Origin of the sequence: Salimicrobium humidisoli (assembly GCF_002295105.1) — a bacterium.
GTDB lineage: Bacteria > Bacillota > Bacilli > Bacillales > Halobacillaceae > Salimicrobium > Salimicrobium humidisoli.
Genome location: NZ_NSGH01000019.1, coordinates 1 through 14,935, shown reverse-complemented (window position 1 = coordinate 14,935; position 14,935 = coordinate 1). Strand labels below are relative to the sequence as shown.

Genomic DNA, 14,935 nt, shown 5'->3' with positions numbered 1-14,935 from the left:
CTCCTCTTTAATCATTTCGCTTCGTCGATGAAACTCTGTATTTCCTCCAGTGTCTTGCGATCTTTACTGACAAACCTGGCTTTTTCTTCCCCGCCTTTAAACGCAAGGAAACTCGGGATGCCGAAAATGGAATAATCCGCACACAAATCAATAAAATCATCGCGATCGACGTGAACAAATGTCCATTCCGGATTTTCACGTTCCAGCTCCGGTAACTCGGGTTCAATAACTCTGCAGTCCGGGCACCAGGCTGCCGAAAACATAAAAATAGTCTGTTCGTTCTTTGCTAACTGTTCAAATTCTTCCACTGATTGCAAACGGTCCATACGTATCCCTCCATGAGTCATTGTAGCATACCACTAGCTGGTTTCAATCGCCAGGTCTCCCGGTTTAATCCATCCTTTTCTTCTGAACCATATACCGAGAATGATAGTGACGATTATGGGAACCGAAAAATGGGTTACGAGAATTGCGATACCGACTTCCCTGCTCCAGCCCATCGTTTCCACCGTCATAATCTGACCGACGAATCCGCTCGTGCCCATACCCGCGCCGGCAGCATTATTTTCGAGAGTGAATACTACAGTGGCCAGCGGCCCGACTGCTGCTCCTGCTATAACGGGAGGAATCATAGTCACCGGTTTTTTAATCACATTCCCGATTTGAAGCATGGACGTTCCTATCGCCTGGGCGATTATCCCGCCCGGCGTATTATCTTTATAACTTAGTACGGCAAAGGAAATCATCTGGGCTGCACAACCGGCTGCTGCCGCCCCCGCCGCTACTCCCTCAAGAGAAAGCATTAAAGATATAGCGAGGCTTGAAATCGGCGCAGTCAGTGCGATACCCATCAGAACGCTTACCAGTATCCCCATCAGGACAGGTTCCTGGACTGTTGCCCAATTGATGATATTACCGAAACCCTCAAGAAAAGCACTTATCGGGATCCCGATAAGTGACCCGGCCGTATATCCTGTCACTATCGTCACTAACGGAGTCAGTATAATATCGAGGCTCGTCTCTTTACTGATCAGCTTTCCAAGTTCCGTACTGATAAGGGCTGCAGTGAAAGAGGCTGCAGGACCTCCCGCTTCCGCACCGAGCGCCCCGCTGAAAAGGGCAGCAAACATTACGAGCGGCGGAGCATTCAGGCCGTACGCTACCGCTACTCCGATCGCCCCTCCCCATATGAGGACATTCATAAGCAGATCACCCATTTCTATTAAATGGGTGGAGAGAAAAGCGAGCGGCATCCGTTCGCCGACAGTCTGGATAATAAGTCCGATAATAAGAGACGAAAATAAGCCGAGGGCCATATAACTCAATGAGTCGATGAAATAAATTTTCGGTGAAAGGGAAACCCCTTTTTTCTCTAAATAAGCTCTCACATCTTGCCCTCCTTCCCACTTCTATCAGCATACGTCAATGTATATACACATGTAAACATTATTGTGCAGGATTAATTTCCTGTTTCTGAGGGTATACTTGACTCTGAACTATTAATTCAGGAGGGATTGCATGGAACTACGTGTATATCTGGCAGGTCAGATACATGATGCATGGAGAGATGAACTGAAACAGAAAGCCGAGAAAAAGGATCTTAAAGTGAAATTCGTCCACCCTCAGGAGAATCACAGTCGTTCCGACAACGTCGGAGAGGATATCCTCGGGGAGCAGCCGAATAAAGAAATCAAAGATGACAAAGCTTCAGCCATCAACAATTTCCGCACCAAACTGCTTATGGAAAGATCCGATGCCGTAATAGCCTATTTCGGTGAGAATTATAAACAGTGGAATACCGCTATGGATGCCGGTATCGCCATTCAGGCCGGTAAGCCGACGATTCTTATTCGTGATGAAAGTCTGATCCACCCGTTAAAAGAACTTTCAAATCAGGCTACCGTAACGGTAGAGAATATCGATCAGGCGATTGAAGTATTGAATTACGTATACGAATGAGTAAAAGCAATCACGCATGAATGGCGTGATTGCTTTTTTAGAAACAACTGTTTATAAAGTGCACTGGACACAGAAAAAAGAAATTCCTGATGAAAAGTGCGTAACAAAACTTCACGGGATGAATAAGGTTTACAGATTATCGTATTCCCACTGGCCTTTCAGAAGCGTCACGATATGCCGGAACATTTTATCACGATTCATTTGTCCATTCGTAAAAATGCCGACCGCCCCTTCTTTTTTACGCACGTCACTCTTCTGGGCATACTTCTCCATAACTTCTCCCAGTTCCAGTCCCTTACTCATCTGCTCATGAATTTCATCGGGGAGGGGAATACGGGCTCCTGCCGCTGTGTAAATGTTCTCCTGTTGATCAACGAGAGCTCCCCAGTTGCACAGATAAAGATCGTCCCCGATCTCCATCACGCCGCCCTCAAGGCCTATACCGAGATCCGCTTTAGCGGTCATTGCGCATTCACGGGCCCGATGAATAGCTCCTTCGAGCGTTTCTTCATCCGAGAAGGGTTGAGAGGAAACTTTTGAATCCACGTCCATTTCCACTACCGTATCGTTCTCAAAAACATCAGTTACTGCAGTCAACTTGGAAGGATTCAAAGAACCTACATAAATTTTCATATCGTCCACCTGCACTATTCTTAAAGTATGATTTACTCATTATAGCAAAAAAAACGCCCAGCCTAAACCACATACAGCTGAGCGTTGTACATTCTCCTTTATACGTTCTTTCTGATCTGTTCAAGTGCGTTGGCATCTGTCGTTCTTACGAGTTTCTTAAGCAGTTCCTTGGCCGCGGCATAGTCATCGACGTGAATGATCGAAGAAGAAGTGTGAATGTATCTCGAACATATTCCGATAACCGAAGAAGGCACGCCGTCATTGGCGATGTGAACACGACCGGCATCGGTACCTCCCTGAGATACGAAATACTGGTAAGGGATGTCGTTCGACTCGGCTGTATCAAGAATGAATTCTCTCATGCCCCGGTGCGTAATCATCGTTTTATCAAAAATGCGCAAAAGAGCTCCTTTACCTAACTGACCGAACTCTTTGCTCTCTCCGGACATATCATTCGCAGGAGAAGCATCCAGAGCGTAGAATATGTCGGGTTTAATCATGTTGGCAGCAACCTGCGAGCCGCGCAGTCCGACTTCCTCCTGAACCGTAGCACCGGAGTACAGTTCGTTCGGCAGCTGTTCACCCTGGAGTTCTTTCAGAAGTTCCACGGAAAGTCCACAGCCATACCGGTTGTCCCAGGCTTTCGCCATGATCTTCTTCTCGTTGGCCATTGTAGTAAAAGGACACACGGGTACAATCGGCTGGCCGGGTCTGATACCTATGTTTTCTGCATCATTTCTGTCATCCGCACCGATATCTATCAGCATATTTTTAATTTCCATCGGTTTATTCCGCTGCTCTTCCGTAAGGTTATGCGGAGGGATGGATCCGATGACTCCGGTTACGCTTCCTTTATCCGTCATAATCTGAACGCGCTGTGCCAGCAGTACCTGGCTCCACCAGCCCCCGAGCGGTTGAAAACGCAGCATTCCGTTTTCCGTAATCTGCGTAACCATAAATCCGACTTCATCCATGTGACCGGCGACCATGACCCGTGGGCCTTCCCCGTGTTTCTTTCCGAAGACACCACCCAGTTTATCCTGTACTATTTCATCCGAATATTTTTCCAGTTGCTCTTTCATGAACGTGCGTACGTTCCGTTCGTTGCCCGGCGCACCCGGAAGTTCTGTCAACGTGCGGAACAGCTGCTTTGTCTCCTGATTCATGTATGTACAACCCCTTTTTTATTTCTTCCTTCTATTTTAACGAAAGTTCTATCAGGTTGCTACAATTCACATCTTAAAGTTTAGATTTTCTTTTCAACGGATACTTTAGTATAATGGAACATATCATAATTAGTAGAGGTGAATATCATGGATTGGAAAAAAGTAACGCTTGCCACCGGAGCCGGAATTCTTGCCGGTTACGTAGTAAAAGAACAGATTTCTTCGAAAAAAGGGGTAAACCCGGAAAAAGCTTTGAAAATAGCTAAAGAAGCATTCAAAAAGCAGGGTCCTATCAGCGGTTCCTGGATTTACATGAAACCTGAACAGTTGAACAAAAACGGTATCAACTACAACGTATATCGCGGTGGAATCTCCCGCAATCAGGACGGAGAAACGTCCCAGTACGAATTCTTCATCGACAGTGCTACGGGTACAATAGTTGATGTATCGGAAGAAGCGTCTTAACAACTACAGACAGGTAATAAGAAATCCGAACTGTTCCGGAGGAGACTTTAAATTGTCCCGGAATGTTCGGATTTTTTATATACATATGAAATGCCGGATGTTCAGGGAACGGTCAGTCCCGTTCCCTTTTTACTTCCTTCACGATTTCCCCTTCTTTGTCGAACTTAAGCGCACGATAGTAGGCATCATGGTAGAAAGTGTACCAGGCGCCCTTTTGATATCCTTCGTCCATCCATTTATCTTTCTCGTGAACGCTCGTAACCGGGTAATCATCAAAAGCGAGTGCCCACAATTTGTTCTGATGGGCGTGAGTAGGCATAAGATCCGCCATATGAATGAAAATGTCTTCCCCGCGCTCGAACCTGATGACGGCGTGACCGTTACTGTGACCGCTCGTATGCACCATTTTCAGACCGGGGAGCACTTCCTTTTCGTCCCTGAAAGTTTCCACCTGACTCTGGATCGCTTCCCAATTTTCCCTCCAGTATGTATTCTTCGAGCGCATATTCGGGTTTCTCATTTCTTCCCATTCCGTTTCACTCGTTATAATCGTCGCTTTCGGGAAGACGGAAACATACTCTTCTCCCTTTTTCTCCGTAAGTCCGCATGCGTGGTCGAAGTGAAGGTGGGTCATGAGAACGAAGTGGATATCGTCACGGGTGAGTCCCGCCACCCGAAGAGATTCATCTATGCGGCTCTCCTCGGTAACCCCGAAGTTCCTCTTCTGCTTATCCGTAAGTTTGCCATTTCCCATACCGGAATCGATGATAAGATTTTTTCCGTCCACCTGGAGAAGGATCGGGTCCGTACGAAGCTCAATCTGGTTTTTGTCGTTCACCGGGTATTTACGGCTCCAGAGCGGCTTCGGAACAACCCCGAACATAGCACCGCCGTCGAGATGATTGTTTCCGCCCGCAAGCCATGTAAGAGAAGCATCGCCGATTGTCAATTTTTCCATAATCATTCCCCCTTTCTTTTAATAGTAGCATAATCCCTGCTGACATGTAAGCGTTATCAGATTCTGTTGATGACCTCACATCTGTAAATCGGCTGACCTTTGGCCGAGAATTTCTGTTCGTACTCGGTCATGACGTTACTTTCGTCCTCGAGTTCGTGTAAATCAAGTGTCACATCTTCCAGAGTCATTCCGAATTTCGAAAAACTCGATAGCGAATATTCGAACAGACTGCGGTTATCCGTTTTTAATGTGATTCTCCCGTCCGGTTTCAATACATCCCGGTACTGTTCCAGAAATATTTCATGGGTCAGTCTTCTTTTATGATGTCTTTTCTTAGGCCACGGATCGGAAAAATTCAGGTAGATATGGTCGATCTCATCTGTCCCGAACATATCCCGTAGATCTTTGGCATCTTCATTAATCAAAACGGCATTTTCCACTTCTGCCGTTTTCACTTTTTTGACAGCTCCGACCATGACCGTTTTGACCCGTTCGATTCCCAGAAAATTAACATCAGGGAACTTTTCTGCCATTCCTGCTATGAACTGGCCTTTCCCTGCGCCTATTTCCAAGTGGAGCGGCTGTTTTTTCGAAAAAGACTGCTGCCAGTTCCCTTTATTGGAAAACGGCTCCTCGGCAAGAATGTGGTTGTTCTCCTTTAAAAAATCATCCGCCCACGGTTTATTACGATTTCTCACATATATTCCTCCTTTATTCTTTCATTATCGTACCACGTTTCCTCCCGGGAAAAAATTAATTATCGATTTTGGACTATAACAGCGTATGACTGAGTATACGCGTTAATATAATCGCATAAGCATACCTGACGATCGTTACTTCGGTTTGAGCTTACGAACAGTGATATATGGACTACTTTCGTTGTTGGGTTGTAAGCGCTTCCTGCTCTATGATTATATATGTGAAAAAGAAATCATATTATAAATTTAAAATGGAGTTGAAAAAATGAATTTACTACGTAGTGTTATCGATCTTGCAGTTGTGGCGGCTGTCGGAGTATTGTTTGTAGGTTACAGCCTGTTCGTTTACCCGGTGGAAGTCCTGAACGAAAAAACCAGTTCGAAAGCCCGCGAGAACGAACTTAAGTACGCGCCGGAACTGTAATACTTCGTGCACTTTCATTTAAAATGTAAAAAGCCCCTGTGTTACCGGTTGCCGGGTAACCAGGGGTTTTTTACATCACTTTCTCAAGCAGATAGAGCCGATGCGCCACTTCATCTTCCTCTTCACGCATATCATGCCACTGTATGAAAGCCAGTAACTGAGAAATAGCATACCATTTCATTTTCCCGTACAACTCATCGGTAGCTTTTATACCGTAATGAGTCAGCCACTCGGCCCAGTGCTCTTCCGGTACATAAAAATAGAGAAGCATACCGAGGTCGAGAGCGGGATCGGCGACCATAGCATTATCCCAGTCTATGAGATACAAATACTCATCCTCCGACAGGAGCCAGTTGTTATGATTCGTATCACAGTGACAGACGACACAATCCGCATCATCTATCGAAAAACAGTTTTCCTGTAAGTAAGCTATCGCCTTTTGGACTCCCGCATGGGCCCGCAATCTGGGAGTCAGGGTCAGGTCATTTATTATATCCGTCAAAATATCTGCAGGGGATAACGGTGTTTTCCCCAGGCGCATCAGCATATCGAGTAATTCTTTGGAGTAGTGGATTTTGCTGAGCAGTTCTGCAACCCGGGGATGAGACATCTCCTCGGGCTCCAGTTCACGCCCCTCCATCCAGTCCTGGGCTGTAATAACGTCTCCGCTTTCCAGACGTTTCGTCCAGACAAGCTTCGGTACAATCCCCTCTGCCGAGAGCACAGCAAGAAAAGGGGAAGAATTACGCTTTAAAAACAAGCGTTTCCCTTCCTTTTTCTTTGCATAATAAGCTTCACCCGTCGACCCTCCGGCCGGAGTGATCGACCATTCGTCCCCTAATATTTGTTCCAACCAGTTCACCTTCAATTCCTCAATTCCTGTTGAGTATTCTTGGTCCCGCTTCTTATTTAACTTAATAAGATTAACGTAAAAGGACCATTTCTTTCAAGTTATTCCGATTCCTCCCACTCCGGTGCTTTTACGGAAGTGACCCTCGCATGCTTCATGAGCAGCTGAGCAGCTTTCAGCTGGGAGTGTTTCAACGGCATCTTAAGCATACGCTTTTTATTCATCCAGTCATCATGTTCCGCTTTTCCTATATATTCCGTCGAATATGGGGGCACGGTCTCCTGGAAGACGGCACCGGGAGCAAGGACTATTTTACGGTACGGAAATGTATGATTATACGTCTGCAGAACACTGCGTACGTATGTTTCCGACCTGCGCAGCCGCAGGATGGGGTTAGGTATCTTTCTTCTGACTCCGCTTTCTTCCAGAATCCAGCTCCTCCCCTCCTCCGGATGAATAATCGTCCCCTCCTCAACATCAAGGTGGACGATAATATCGATCCGGTCCGGGCCGATCAGTATCTGGTCCAGTTCAAGCACCGCCCGTTTCATCTCCACCAGCGGTTCATACATCAGTAAAAATGTATCGGGAAAACGTTGCAGATAATATTTCAACAGGTCGTCCCGTTCATAGCCCCAGTCTACGAATGACTTTTCCTGCAGCGTAGTGGATACCCATTTTAATTGAAAATGAAGAAGCTGGTTCAGAAATTGAATTTTCAATTCTTCTTCATCGGCAGGTATTTCCGGCTGAACCTCCTGCTCCTCCCATACTTCCTCTTCTCTGTTTCGAACTCTGTTCCAAATCCGCTTCAACAGGCCGCTTTCATCTGAAACAGCTTCTTCCTGCTCTTCGTAAAGTCCGCCATTTTTCCAGGCTTTATTGAGCCCTTCCCAGTTTTTCTTTTTCATCTGGATGAATTCACCGGTATAGTGGAAAATATTCAATTCATAGCGCGAAATGTAATCCTGAAGCTTAATCAATTGTGCCATCTCTTCACCTGACCCTTAAGTGTAACTGATGTCACCGGTTCATATTTGGGAATGCTGCCCGGATGGACTTTGAATAAGGTGCACGTGTCCACATCCCAGGACAGGAAGCTGCCGCTTTCTATTTCAGGGAGCTCTCCTTTTCTCCATTTCTTTGCAAGGGTGATATGCGGGTGGAAACGGCCCGCCTCCCCTTCCTGAAAATAATTGAACAGTCGCTGCAGTTCCTCCGAGTGCGAGACGGACTGAAAAACGACTCTCGGATGTTGCGGGTTGCCGAAGAAACCGACTTCCCCGATCTCCAGATCGAATGGCGGGAAGGCTGAGGCCCCGGCCACCTTCTCTTTCCAGTATTCTATATCCTCCACCTCTCCGAGGAAACGGAGGGTAAGATGAAAATCTTCAGGGGCTGTCCATACTTTATAGTCCATCTGTTGTTGTAGTTTTTTTCTGTTTTCCAGCAGCCGTTCTTTAATGATTATATTCTTTACAGGGACTCCAAGAAAATAATGAGTGGATTTCAATTATATCACTCTCCTGCCCTTAAGAATAGATACCTGTTATCGCGTCCAAGTAAAAATAGCCTGTTTATATATGTCAATCGCCTTTCTCATATCTTCCTGAAGCACCATCTCATCTGCCTGATGAGCGGTGTCCGGACTTTCGGGAAAGACGGCACCGAACGCTACTCCTGTCTTTAGAACTCTGGCGTACGTTGCACCGCCGATCGCTTCCGGCGTCTCTTTTCTTCCGCTCACACTCCTGTACGCCTGCATCAGCGTCTGTATACCGGCGTGATCTTCCGGGAGATAGATGGAGGCCATATGATCCGTCTCTTTGAATGTAAGCCAGCCCGGGAGGGAATCTTTCATTTTAGTTATGAGTTCCGCATATGATTCCGTAACAGGATAACGGATATTCAGACCGATCTCCCACTTCTCTTCATTCCCGTGAAGCGTTCCGACATTCAGGGTAAGAGCCCCGGAAACTTCGTCTTTCGAATCAATAGCCAGCCCTTCTCCCGTCGAATCGGATAAATATGTATTCATCCATTCTATCATTTCTTTCTGAGGAGCGGGGAAGGATACTCCGGCAAGGGATTTCAGTGCCTTTTTGATGGCGTTGACTCCCCGGTCCGGGGTGCTTCCGTGAGCTGATGAACCCGCAAATACAGCTGTCAGTTTTTCTCCGTTCCTGTATACTTTCTCCGCTTCCGGAAACGTCAGTTCTTTTTCACCCCTGTGTATAATAGTAACCTCTGCCGCCTCCGGAACCATGTTCAACCGGCTGCCGCCCGAGATCGTTTCTATATACGTCATCTCCGAAGTGAAGTCTTCAGAATTGTCCCGAACCAGATGAATATCCCACAGTCCTTTTTCCGCGTGGATCACCGGGAAGACTGCATCTGGAGTGAAACCGAATTCCGGCATCTCTTCTTTTGTGAAATAATAGTCTATTCCCTTCCATTCTCTCTCTTCATCCGTTCCGGCTATTAAGCGCACTCTTTTACGGGGGACGAATCCTTCTTCTTTCAGCTCTTTCATAGCTATATAAGCCGCCATGAGCGGTCCTTTATCATCCTGAACCCCTCTTCCGAAAAGTTTGCCGTCTTTTTCCGTCAATTCAAAAGGAGGAACACTCCAGCCGCTTCCGGCCGGCACCACGTCCAGGTGGGCAAGTATGCCGAACAGTTCCTCCCCTTCGCCGAATTCAACGTGCCCTGCGTAGTCGTCAACGTTTTTAACGGTAAATCCATCTTCTTCCCCGATTTCCAGCAACTCATGCAGGGCCTTTCGCACGTCTTTACCGAAAGGAGGTTCGTCTTCTCTATATACACTGGGTATCCGTATGAGTCTGTTCAGCCTTTTTACGAATTCATTCATAGTAGTGTAGTCTTTACTCATTTTTTTCATCCTTTCTTCTTTGTTATGCCGGAAATTCCGCTATTCTGAACGAGCTGCCGGCAATTTTGTCCCGCTCCGGTTTATTCCTGGCGTTCACGTAAATTTTTTGTAAATTCGATGAATTTTCTGTAAAATGGAACGGAAAAGGTGGATGATGCTTTCTCACTGTTGTACAATGAACGTATCCTCAAAGGGTTTTGATACGAGGCGCCATTTACACCAATACTGAAGGAGTGATTTTTTTGAATCGCCCATCAACGCGTATGCTTGACCGTATTAAATCGACCTATCTGTTTATAAAGACAGAAGGTACCGTCTCGACGGCTCAGGTAGCTGAAGAATTTGGAATAACCGATCGAACCGTTCAAAGAGATTTACACGTACTGGAATATAATGGCCTTGTGTGCAGCCCTTACAGGGGAAAATGGAAAACGACAGAAAAGAAAGTGAAAGCTTCGTAAAGGTAAGGCACCCGTCATCGTAACGGGTGCCTTTCTTTAAGGTAATAGCAGCGGTACTCTATCACTTATCTTTACTCGTAATGTTGTTCAGGTATTCGAGTTCATCTTCCCGGAGTTCCCGGTATTCTCCCGGATCGAGTTCTTCGTCCAGAGAAAGATCTCCCATTTTGACCCGCTTTAAGCTGGTTACCTTCTTCCCCCGTGCTTCAAACATCCGTTTCACCTGATGGAATTTCCCTTCCGTGATTACGAGCTCCACGTGAGAGACGTCTCCCGATTCTATAATATGAAGAATCGCCGGTCTGGTGACGTATCCGTCATCAAGAGTCACCCCTCGTTCAAATGCGTCTGCATCGTCCCCGGTGACCTCTCCTGCGACCTCTGCCACATAAGTCTTTCCTACACCTTTTTTCGGAGAGGTGAGCCGGTGGGACAGCTGACCGTCATTGGTCAGCAGAAGGAGGCCTTCGGTGTCCTTATCGAGCCGTCCGACCGGAAACGGGGAAAACACTTTATCCTCCGGCTGCAGAATATCGACTACCGTCCACTCATGCTGATCTTCCGTCGCAGATATAAGGTCACCCGGTTTGTTCATCATTAAATAGATGAATTGCCGATACTCCACTTTCTCTCCCGCTACCGTAACAAGATCTTCTTCCGGGTCTACATGAGTTTTTCCATTTTTAACAGGAGACTCATTCACGTGGACACTTCCGCCTTTGAGTAACGATTTCACTTCTTTTCTCGTTCCATAACCCATATTTGCCAGTAGTTTATCTATTCGCATTCGTATCCTCCTCAGGATCTGTTGAATATTCGTTCTATCCGTTTCACCCGGTCGCCGAGCACATGTTCAAGCAACGTGGATTTGTAAGCCAGTGTCAGATAAGTGAGAGCTCCGGCACCGATCCCGAGGATCAGTACAGCAAGTGCTCCCATACGATTTTCCATCGGGTTCCACCATATACCGCCGACCATTTTCACAAGCAGTACAACGATTGCCATAATGACGGTCAATATAGCAATGAATACGCTCCGTTTGAAAAGTTTTCTATACGAAAATTCAGTGCTTTGCCGTATCTTCCACAAGTTAAGAACAACTGCAGCTAATACAGCAAGACCGGTAGAGATGATGGAACCTTTCGCTCCGAACAATTGAATAAGAAACGAGTTGGTCATAAGCTTCAGCAGTATTCCGACGCCGAGGCTGATAACTGCGAAATTCTGCCGATTGACCCCCTGCAGGATAGATGAGGTGACCGTAAACAATGCAAAGAATAACCCGACAGGGGCATACCATCTTAACAGATCCCCGAAATAATCAAGCTGTTCCAGACCGTAGAAAGTTCCGTAAGCCTCCGTCGATAATAGAGAAAGACCGACGACTGCCGGTATAATCAGCAAAGCGATAATCTGCAGGGCCTGGTTGATCTGTCCGTCAAGTTTATTGAATTCCCGTTTCGTGAAAGAACTTGTAATGGCAGGAAGCACGGTCACGGCCATGCCAAGTCCGAGCGTGACCGGTATGATGACCAGCTTATGACTGAGAACGTGGATCGCGGACAGGGCGTCTCCCGCAATGTCTGCAAGTCCTGCATCTGCCATCGCCTGTTTGAACGTAAATTGATCGATCAGCTGGTACAGCGGTGTTGCTATTCCCACCAGCACAAAAGGTCCGGCGTAACTGAGCAATTCTTTAAACATGTCCGGCGTTGTTAAACCGCTCGTCGTTTTCTGTTGTTTAAGATGTCTGTCCAGATACGGTTTCCTTTTCTTCCAGTATATAAGAAGTACCACCAGCGAAGCGATACCACCGACGAAAGCAGCGAACGTACTCAAGCCGATAGCCTGAGCGAGCGATGCGTCCAGTACGTAATACACTATGTATACGCCGGTAAGCAGGAAGGCGATCCGCACAATCTGTTCTATCACCTGAGATACTGCTGTAGGAGCCATCGACTCATGTCCCTGAAAGAAACCCCGTATTATGCTCATGGAAGGGATGACGAGCAGGGCGAAACTGACCATACGTACAACGTGAGTCGTATCCTGAAGCACCGCTGCCGAATCTTCATCGGACAGACTGAAAGAAGCGATTTTCTCAGCACCGAAAAACAGCAGCAGAAAAGCGATAACCCCTGTAGCCGCCATCAGATACATCCCGGAACGGAACATATCCCTACTCGTCTGATAGTCTTCAAGAGCGTTATATTTGGAGACGAATTTAGAAACCGCCATCGGCACCCCGAGTGTCGAGAGGCTCAGCAGGATGTTGTACGGCGTGTAAGCGTAGAAATACAGTTCAATACCTTCCGGGCCGACCATCTGTTCGAAAGGGATAGTATAAATCATTCCCAGAAACTTCGATAGAAAAGTCGCTCCGGTTAAAATCATCGTACCTTTTAAAATTTTAGACATAGCTTTATCTTCCTCTGCAAGTATTGTAGAATTAATCCTACTCATTCTATCATACATTTCATGAGAACACGTACCATCAGAAAGGTGAGAAATCCATGACTTATCACGTAACCGTCATCGGAGGCGGTCCTTCCGGGCTGATGGCAGCTATTGCGGCAGCCGAACAGGGCGCTTCCGTCCTTTTAATAGAAAAGGGTAAAAAACTGGGTACCAAACTGGCAATTTCCGGGGGAGGAAGATGTAACGTTACGAATCGCCTCCCTGAAGAAGAAGTGATCAGACATATCCCGGGGAACGGGAAATTTTTGTACAGCCCTTTTTCCGTTTTCAACAATTACGATATCATCTCTTTTTTTGAGGATCTCGGAGTCGGACTGAAGGAAGAAGACCATGGGCGCATGTTTCCGGCCAGCAACAAAGCACGGGATGTAGTGCAGGCCCTGCTCGCTTATCTCGACAGACTCCACGTCGAAGTCCGAAAAGAAACGAAGGTGGACGCCATACAGTACGGGGAAGCCGGGCACACCGTCCACCTGGATGATTCGGAAAAGATTCATACGAAATCCCTGATCATTGCGACCGGCGGAAAAGCCGTCCCTCATACAGGTTCGACCGGAGACGGGTACAAGTGGGCAAAAACGGCCGGCCATACCATTACGACCCTGTATCCGACAGAAGTCCCTCTTCTTTCGAAAGATGCCTTCATTAAAGATAAGAAACTTCAGGGCGTTTCTTTGCGGGACGTAAATGTCAGCGTACTCAACCGTAAGAATAAACCGATCATCACCCACAAAATGGACATGTTATTCACCCATTTCGGCATTTCGGGACCTGCCGTTCTGCGATGTTCCCAGTTCGCGGTAAAAGAATTCATGAAGGGACACAGACCGGTAACGATCGAAATTGATGCTCTGCCCGACCAGTCCCTGGAACAACTTACTGAAACATACCTTCAGAAGTCAAAGGATCATCCGAAAAAGACGTGGAAAAACACTGTGAAAGGAGTACTTCCGGAAAGAATGATCGACTTCCTGATGGAGGAGAACGGGATTACTCCGGAAGAGACGAATGCTCACCTGTCGAAAGAGCAGTTCCACTCTTTTCTGAAAAACCTGAAGTACTTTCACGTTTCCGTCCATGATTCCCAGCCGATAGAAAAAGCCTTCGTTACCGGAGGAGGAGTCTCTATCAAAGAAGTTGTTCCGAATACACTCCAATCCAAAAAAATGTCCCGCCTCTATTTCTGCGGAGAGATTCTGGATATTCACGGATATACCGGAGGATACAACATCACCTCCGCTCTCGTTACCGGAAATGTGGCGGGGATGAATGCAGCGTGGGAAGGTATGAGTGAAGGGTAGAGGATTTCCTGTCCCGCATCCTCCCTTGTATTTCAAAATGCTCCGTGATTATGTACCAAAAGCGGGTGAAAAAGTCACCCGCTTTTAATTTTGCTTCAGTGCCCTGAAGTCTTTTTTTTGAGGGATTTTCTATTTCTATACGCTTCTTTTCTCCCAAGGGATTCATTGACGAGAAGTTGCATTTCTTCCTGATCTCCCTCTTCAAGCAGGGGATCTTCTTTACTCCAGTCTGAACTGTAAAGATAAAAATAAGAACGGATTCTCCTGAAATAAAAAGTGCTCCCGGGAAATTTATCAAAGTAAGCACGCACCACTTTTCTTCTCGAATAACTCCACCGTATCATTTTCATTGCAACCACTCACTTTTAAAGCCGGACTTTCTGCCAATTTCCGGGTAACCTGGATCACGTCTATGTACCCGTACATGACTTTCCGGATTTTTAAAATCACTTACGAATAAGATTCTATATGACTTTTTTCACATAGAAAAGACCCTGAACGTAATGTTCAGGGTTTGAAGTAATGTGGCAGCGCCCTACTCTTGCGGGGGGTAACCCCGACTACCATCGGCGCGGAAGAACTTAACTTCTGTGTTCGGCATGGGAACAGGTGTGACCTCTTCGCTCTTGCCACCACATCTTTAGAAGGA

Annotated in this window: 18 protein-coding genes and 1 rRNA gene; 5 read left to right on the top strand and 14 right to left on the bottom strand. The window is 46.6% G+C overall.

Annotation, left to right across the window (positions count from 1 at the left end):
- Window positions 1-11: 11 nt before the first annotated feature.
- Together CKW00_RS11010 and CKW00_RS11005 are read right to left on the bottom strand one after the other, a co-directional pair.
- On the bottom strand, window positions 12-326 hold the full coding sequence (locus CKW00_RS11010) for a thioredoxin family protein (RefSeq protein WP_095822604.1): 315 nt from the start codon (window positions 324-326) through the stop codon (window positions 12-14).
- Between the two features lie 33 nt (window positions 327-359).
- Window positions 360-1,388 carry a PTS transporter subunit IIC gene (locus CKW00_RS11005; RefSeq protein WP_095822603.1) on the bottom strand — a complete coding sequence of 343 codons (1,029 nt, stop codon included), beginning with the start codon at window positions 1,386-1,388 and terminating at the stop codon, window positions 360-362.
- A gap of 130 nt (window positions 1,389-1,518) precedes the next feature.
- On the opposite strand from CKW00_RS11005, the gene CKW00_RS11000 reads away from it, so the two are divergent.
- Complete coding sequence (locus tag CKW00_RS11000; protein WP_008590834.1) at window positions 1,519-1,959, top strand: YtoQ family protein; 441 nt, start codon at window positions 1,519-1,521, stop codon at window positions 1,957-1,959.
- A 129-nt stretch (window positions 1,960-2,088) separates the two neighbouring features.
- On the opposite strand, the gene CKW00_RS10995 is transcribed toward CKW00_RS11000, so the two are convergent.
- Window positions 2,089-2,592, bottom strand: coding sequence for a DUF84 family protein (locus CKW00_RS10995; RefSeq protein WP_008590832.1), 504 nt, complete (start codon window positions 2,590-2,592; stop codon window positions 2,089-2,091).
- A gap of 98 nt (window positions 2,593-2,690) precedes the next feature.
- The gene (locus CKW00_RS10990) at window positions 2,691-3,758 is read right to left on the bottom strand and encodes a M42 family metallopeptidase (protein ID WP_095822602.1); all 1,068 of its coding nucleotides are present in this window, start codon (window positions 3,756-3,758) and stop codon (window positions 2,691-2,693) included.
- Between the two features lie 147 nt (window positions 3,759-3,905).
- Between CKW00_RS10990 and CKW00_RS10985 the strand changes: the two genes are divergently transcribed.
- Window positions 3,906-4,223 carry a PepSY domain-containing protein gene (locus tag CKW00_RS10985; RefSeq protein WP_008590829.1) on the top strand — a complete coding sequence of 106 codons (318 nt, stop codon included), beginning with the start codon at window positions 3,906-3,908 and terminating at the stop codon, window positions 4,221-4,223.
- Window positions 4,224-4,335: 112 nt separating this feature from the next.
- Here the strand turns inward: CKW00_RS10985 and CKW00_RS10980 are convergent, their stop codons facing one another.
- Complete coding sequence (locus CKW00_RS10980; protein WP_095822601.1) at window positions 4,336-5,181, bottom strand: YtnP family quorum-quenching lactonase; 846 nt, start codon at window positions 5,179-5,181, stop codon at window positions 4,336-4,338.
- Window positions 5,182-5,237: 56 nt separating this feature from the next.
- Window positions 5,238-5,879 carry a tRNA (guanosine(46)-N7)-methyltransferase TrmB gene (gene trmB / locus CKW00_RS10975; RefSeq protein ID WP_095822600.1) on the bottom strand — a complete coding sequence of 214 codons (642 nt, stop codon included), beginning with the start codon at window positions 5,877-5,879 and terminating at the stop codon, window positions 5,238-5,240.
- Between the two features lie 265 nt (window positions 5,880-6,144).
- On the opposite strand from trmB, the gene CKW00_RS13780 reads away from it, so the two are divergent.
- Window positions 6,145-6,303, top strand: coding sequence for a hypothetical protein (locus CKW00_RS13780; RefSeq protein ID WP_008590823.1), 159 nt, complete (start codon window positions 6,145-6,147; stop codon window positions 6,301-6,303).
- Window positions 6,304-6,373: 70 nt separating this feature from the next.
- Here CKW00_RS13780 and CKW00_RS10970 read toward each other — a convergent pair whose 3' ends face one another.
- The 4 genes from CKW00_RS10970 to pepV all read right to left on the bottom strand — a co-directional run bounded on the left by CKW00_RS10970 (window position 6,374) and on the right by pepV (window position 10,046).
- Window positions 6,374-7,156 (bottom strand): phosphotransferase family protein, encoded by a 783-nt coding sequence (locus CKW00_RS10970; RefSeq protein ID WP_233129774.1) that lies wholly within the window; start codon window positions 7,154-7,156, stop codon window positions 6,374-6,376.
- 98 nt (window positions 7,157-7,254) lie between these two features.
- Window positions 7,255-8,145, bottom strand: coding sequence for an NERD domain-containing protein (locus tag CKW00_RS10965; protein WP_143544243.1), 891 nt, complete (start codon window positions 8,143-8,145; stop codon window positions 7,255-7,257).
- The gene (gene thpR, locus CKW00_RS10960; RefSeq protein ID WP_008590818.1) at window positions 8,133-8,666 is read right to left on the bottom strand and encodes an RNA 2',3'-cyclic phosphodiesterase; all 534 of its coding nucleotides are present in this window, start codon (window positions 8,664-8,666) and stop codon (window positions 8,133-8,135) included. Before thpR ends, CKW00_RS10965 begins: the two co-directional genes overlap by 13 nt.
- 36 nt (window positions 8,667-8,702) lie before the next feature.
- Window positions 8,703-10,046, bottom strand: a complete 1,344-nt coding sequence (pepV, locus tag CKW00_RS10955) for a dipeptidase PepV (RefSeq protein WP_158221310.1) — start codon at window positions 10,044-10,046, stop codon at window positions 8,703-8,705.
- A 263-nt stretch (window positions 10,047-10,309) separates the two neighbouring features.
- On the opposite strand from pepV, the gene CKW00_RS10950 reads away from it, so the two are divergent.
- Entirely contained in the window at window positions 10,310-10,507 is a 198-nt protein-coding gene (locus tag CKW00_RS10950) for a DeoR family transcriptional regulator (RefSeq protein WP_065757339.1), read from the top strand.
- A 61-nt stretch (window positions 10,508-10,568) separates the two neighbouring features.
- On the opposite strand, the gene CKW00_RS10945 is transcribed toward CKW00_RS10950, so the two are convergent.
- The gene (locus CKW00_RS10945) at window positions 10,569-11,294 is read right to left on the bottom strand and encodes a pseudouridine synthase (RefSeq protein ID WP_095822596.1); all 726 of its coding nucleotides are present in this window, start codon (window positions 11,292-11,294) and stop codon (window positions 10,569-10,571) included.
- An 11-nt stretch (window positions 11,295-11,305) separates the two neighbouring features.
- Entirely contained in the window at window positions 11,306-12,925 is a 1,620-nt protein-coding gene (locus CKW00_RS10940) for a putative polysaccharide biosynthesis protein (RefSeq protein ID WP_095822595.1), read from the bottom strand.
- Between the two features lie 95 nt (window positions 12,926-13,020).
- On the opposite strand from CKW00_RS10940, the gene CKW00_RS10935 reads away from it, so the two are divergent.
- Window positions 13,021-14,286: a BaiN/RdsA family NAD(P)/FAD-dependent oxidoreductase gene (locus tag CKW00_RS10935; protein ID WP_095822594.1), complete on the top strand. Its 1,266-nt coding sequence runs from the start codon at window positions 13,021-13,023 to the stop codon at window positions 14,284-14,286.
- Window positions 14,287-14,381: 95 nt separating this feature from the next.
- Here the strand turns inward: CKW00_RS10935 and CKW00_RS10930 are convergent, their stop codons facing one another.
- Both CKW00_RS10930 and rrf read right to left on the bottom strand, forming a co-directional pair.
- Window positions 14,382-14,636, bottom strand: coding sequence for a hypothetical protein (locus tag CKW00_RS10930; RefSeq protein WP_095822593.1), 255 nt, complete (start codon window positions 14,634-14,636; stop codon window positions 14,382-14,384).
- 172 nt (window positions 14,637-14,808) lie between these two features.
- A 5S ribosomal RNA gene (gene rrf / locus CKW00_RS10925) occupies window positions 14,809-14,923 on the bottom strand.
- Window positions 14,924-14,935 lie beyond the last annotated feature (12 nt).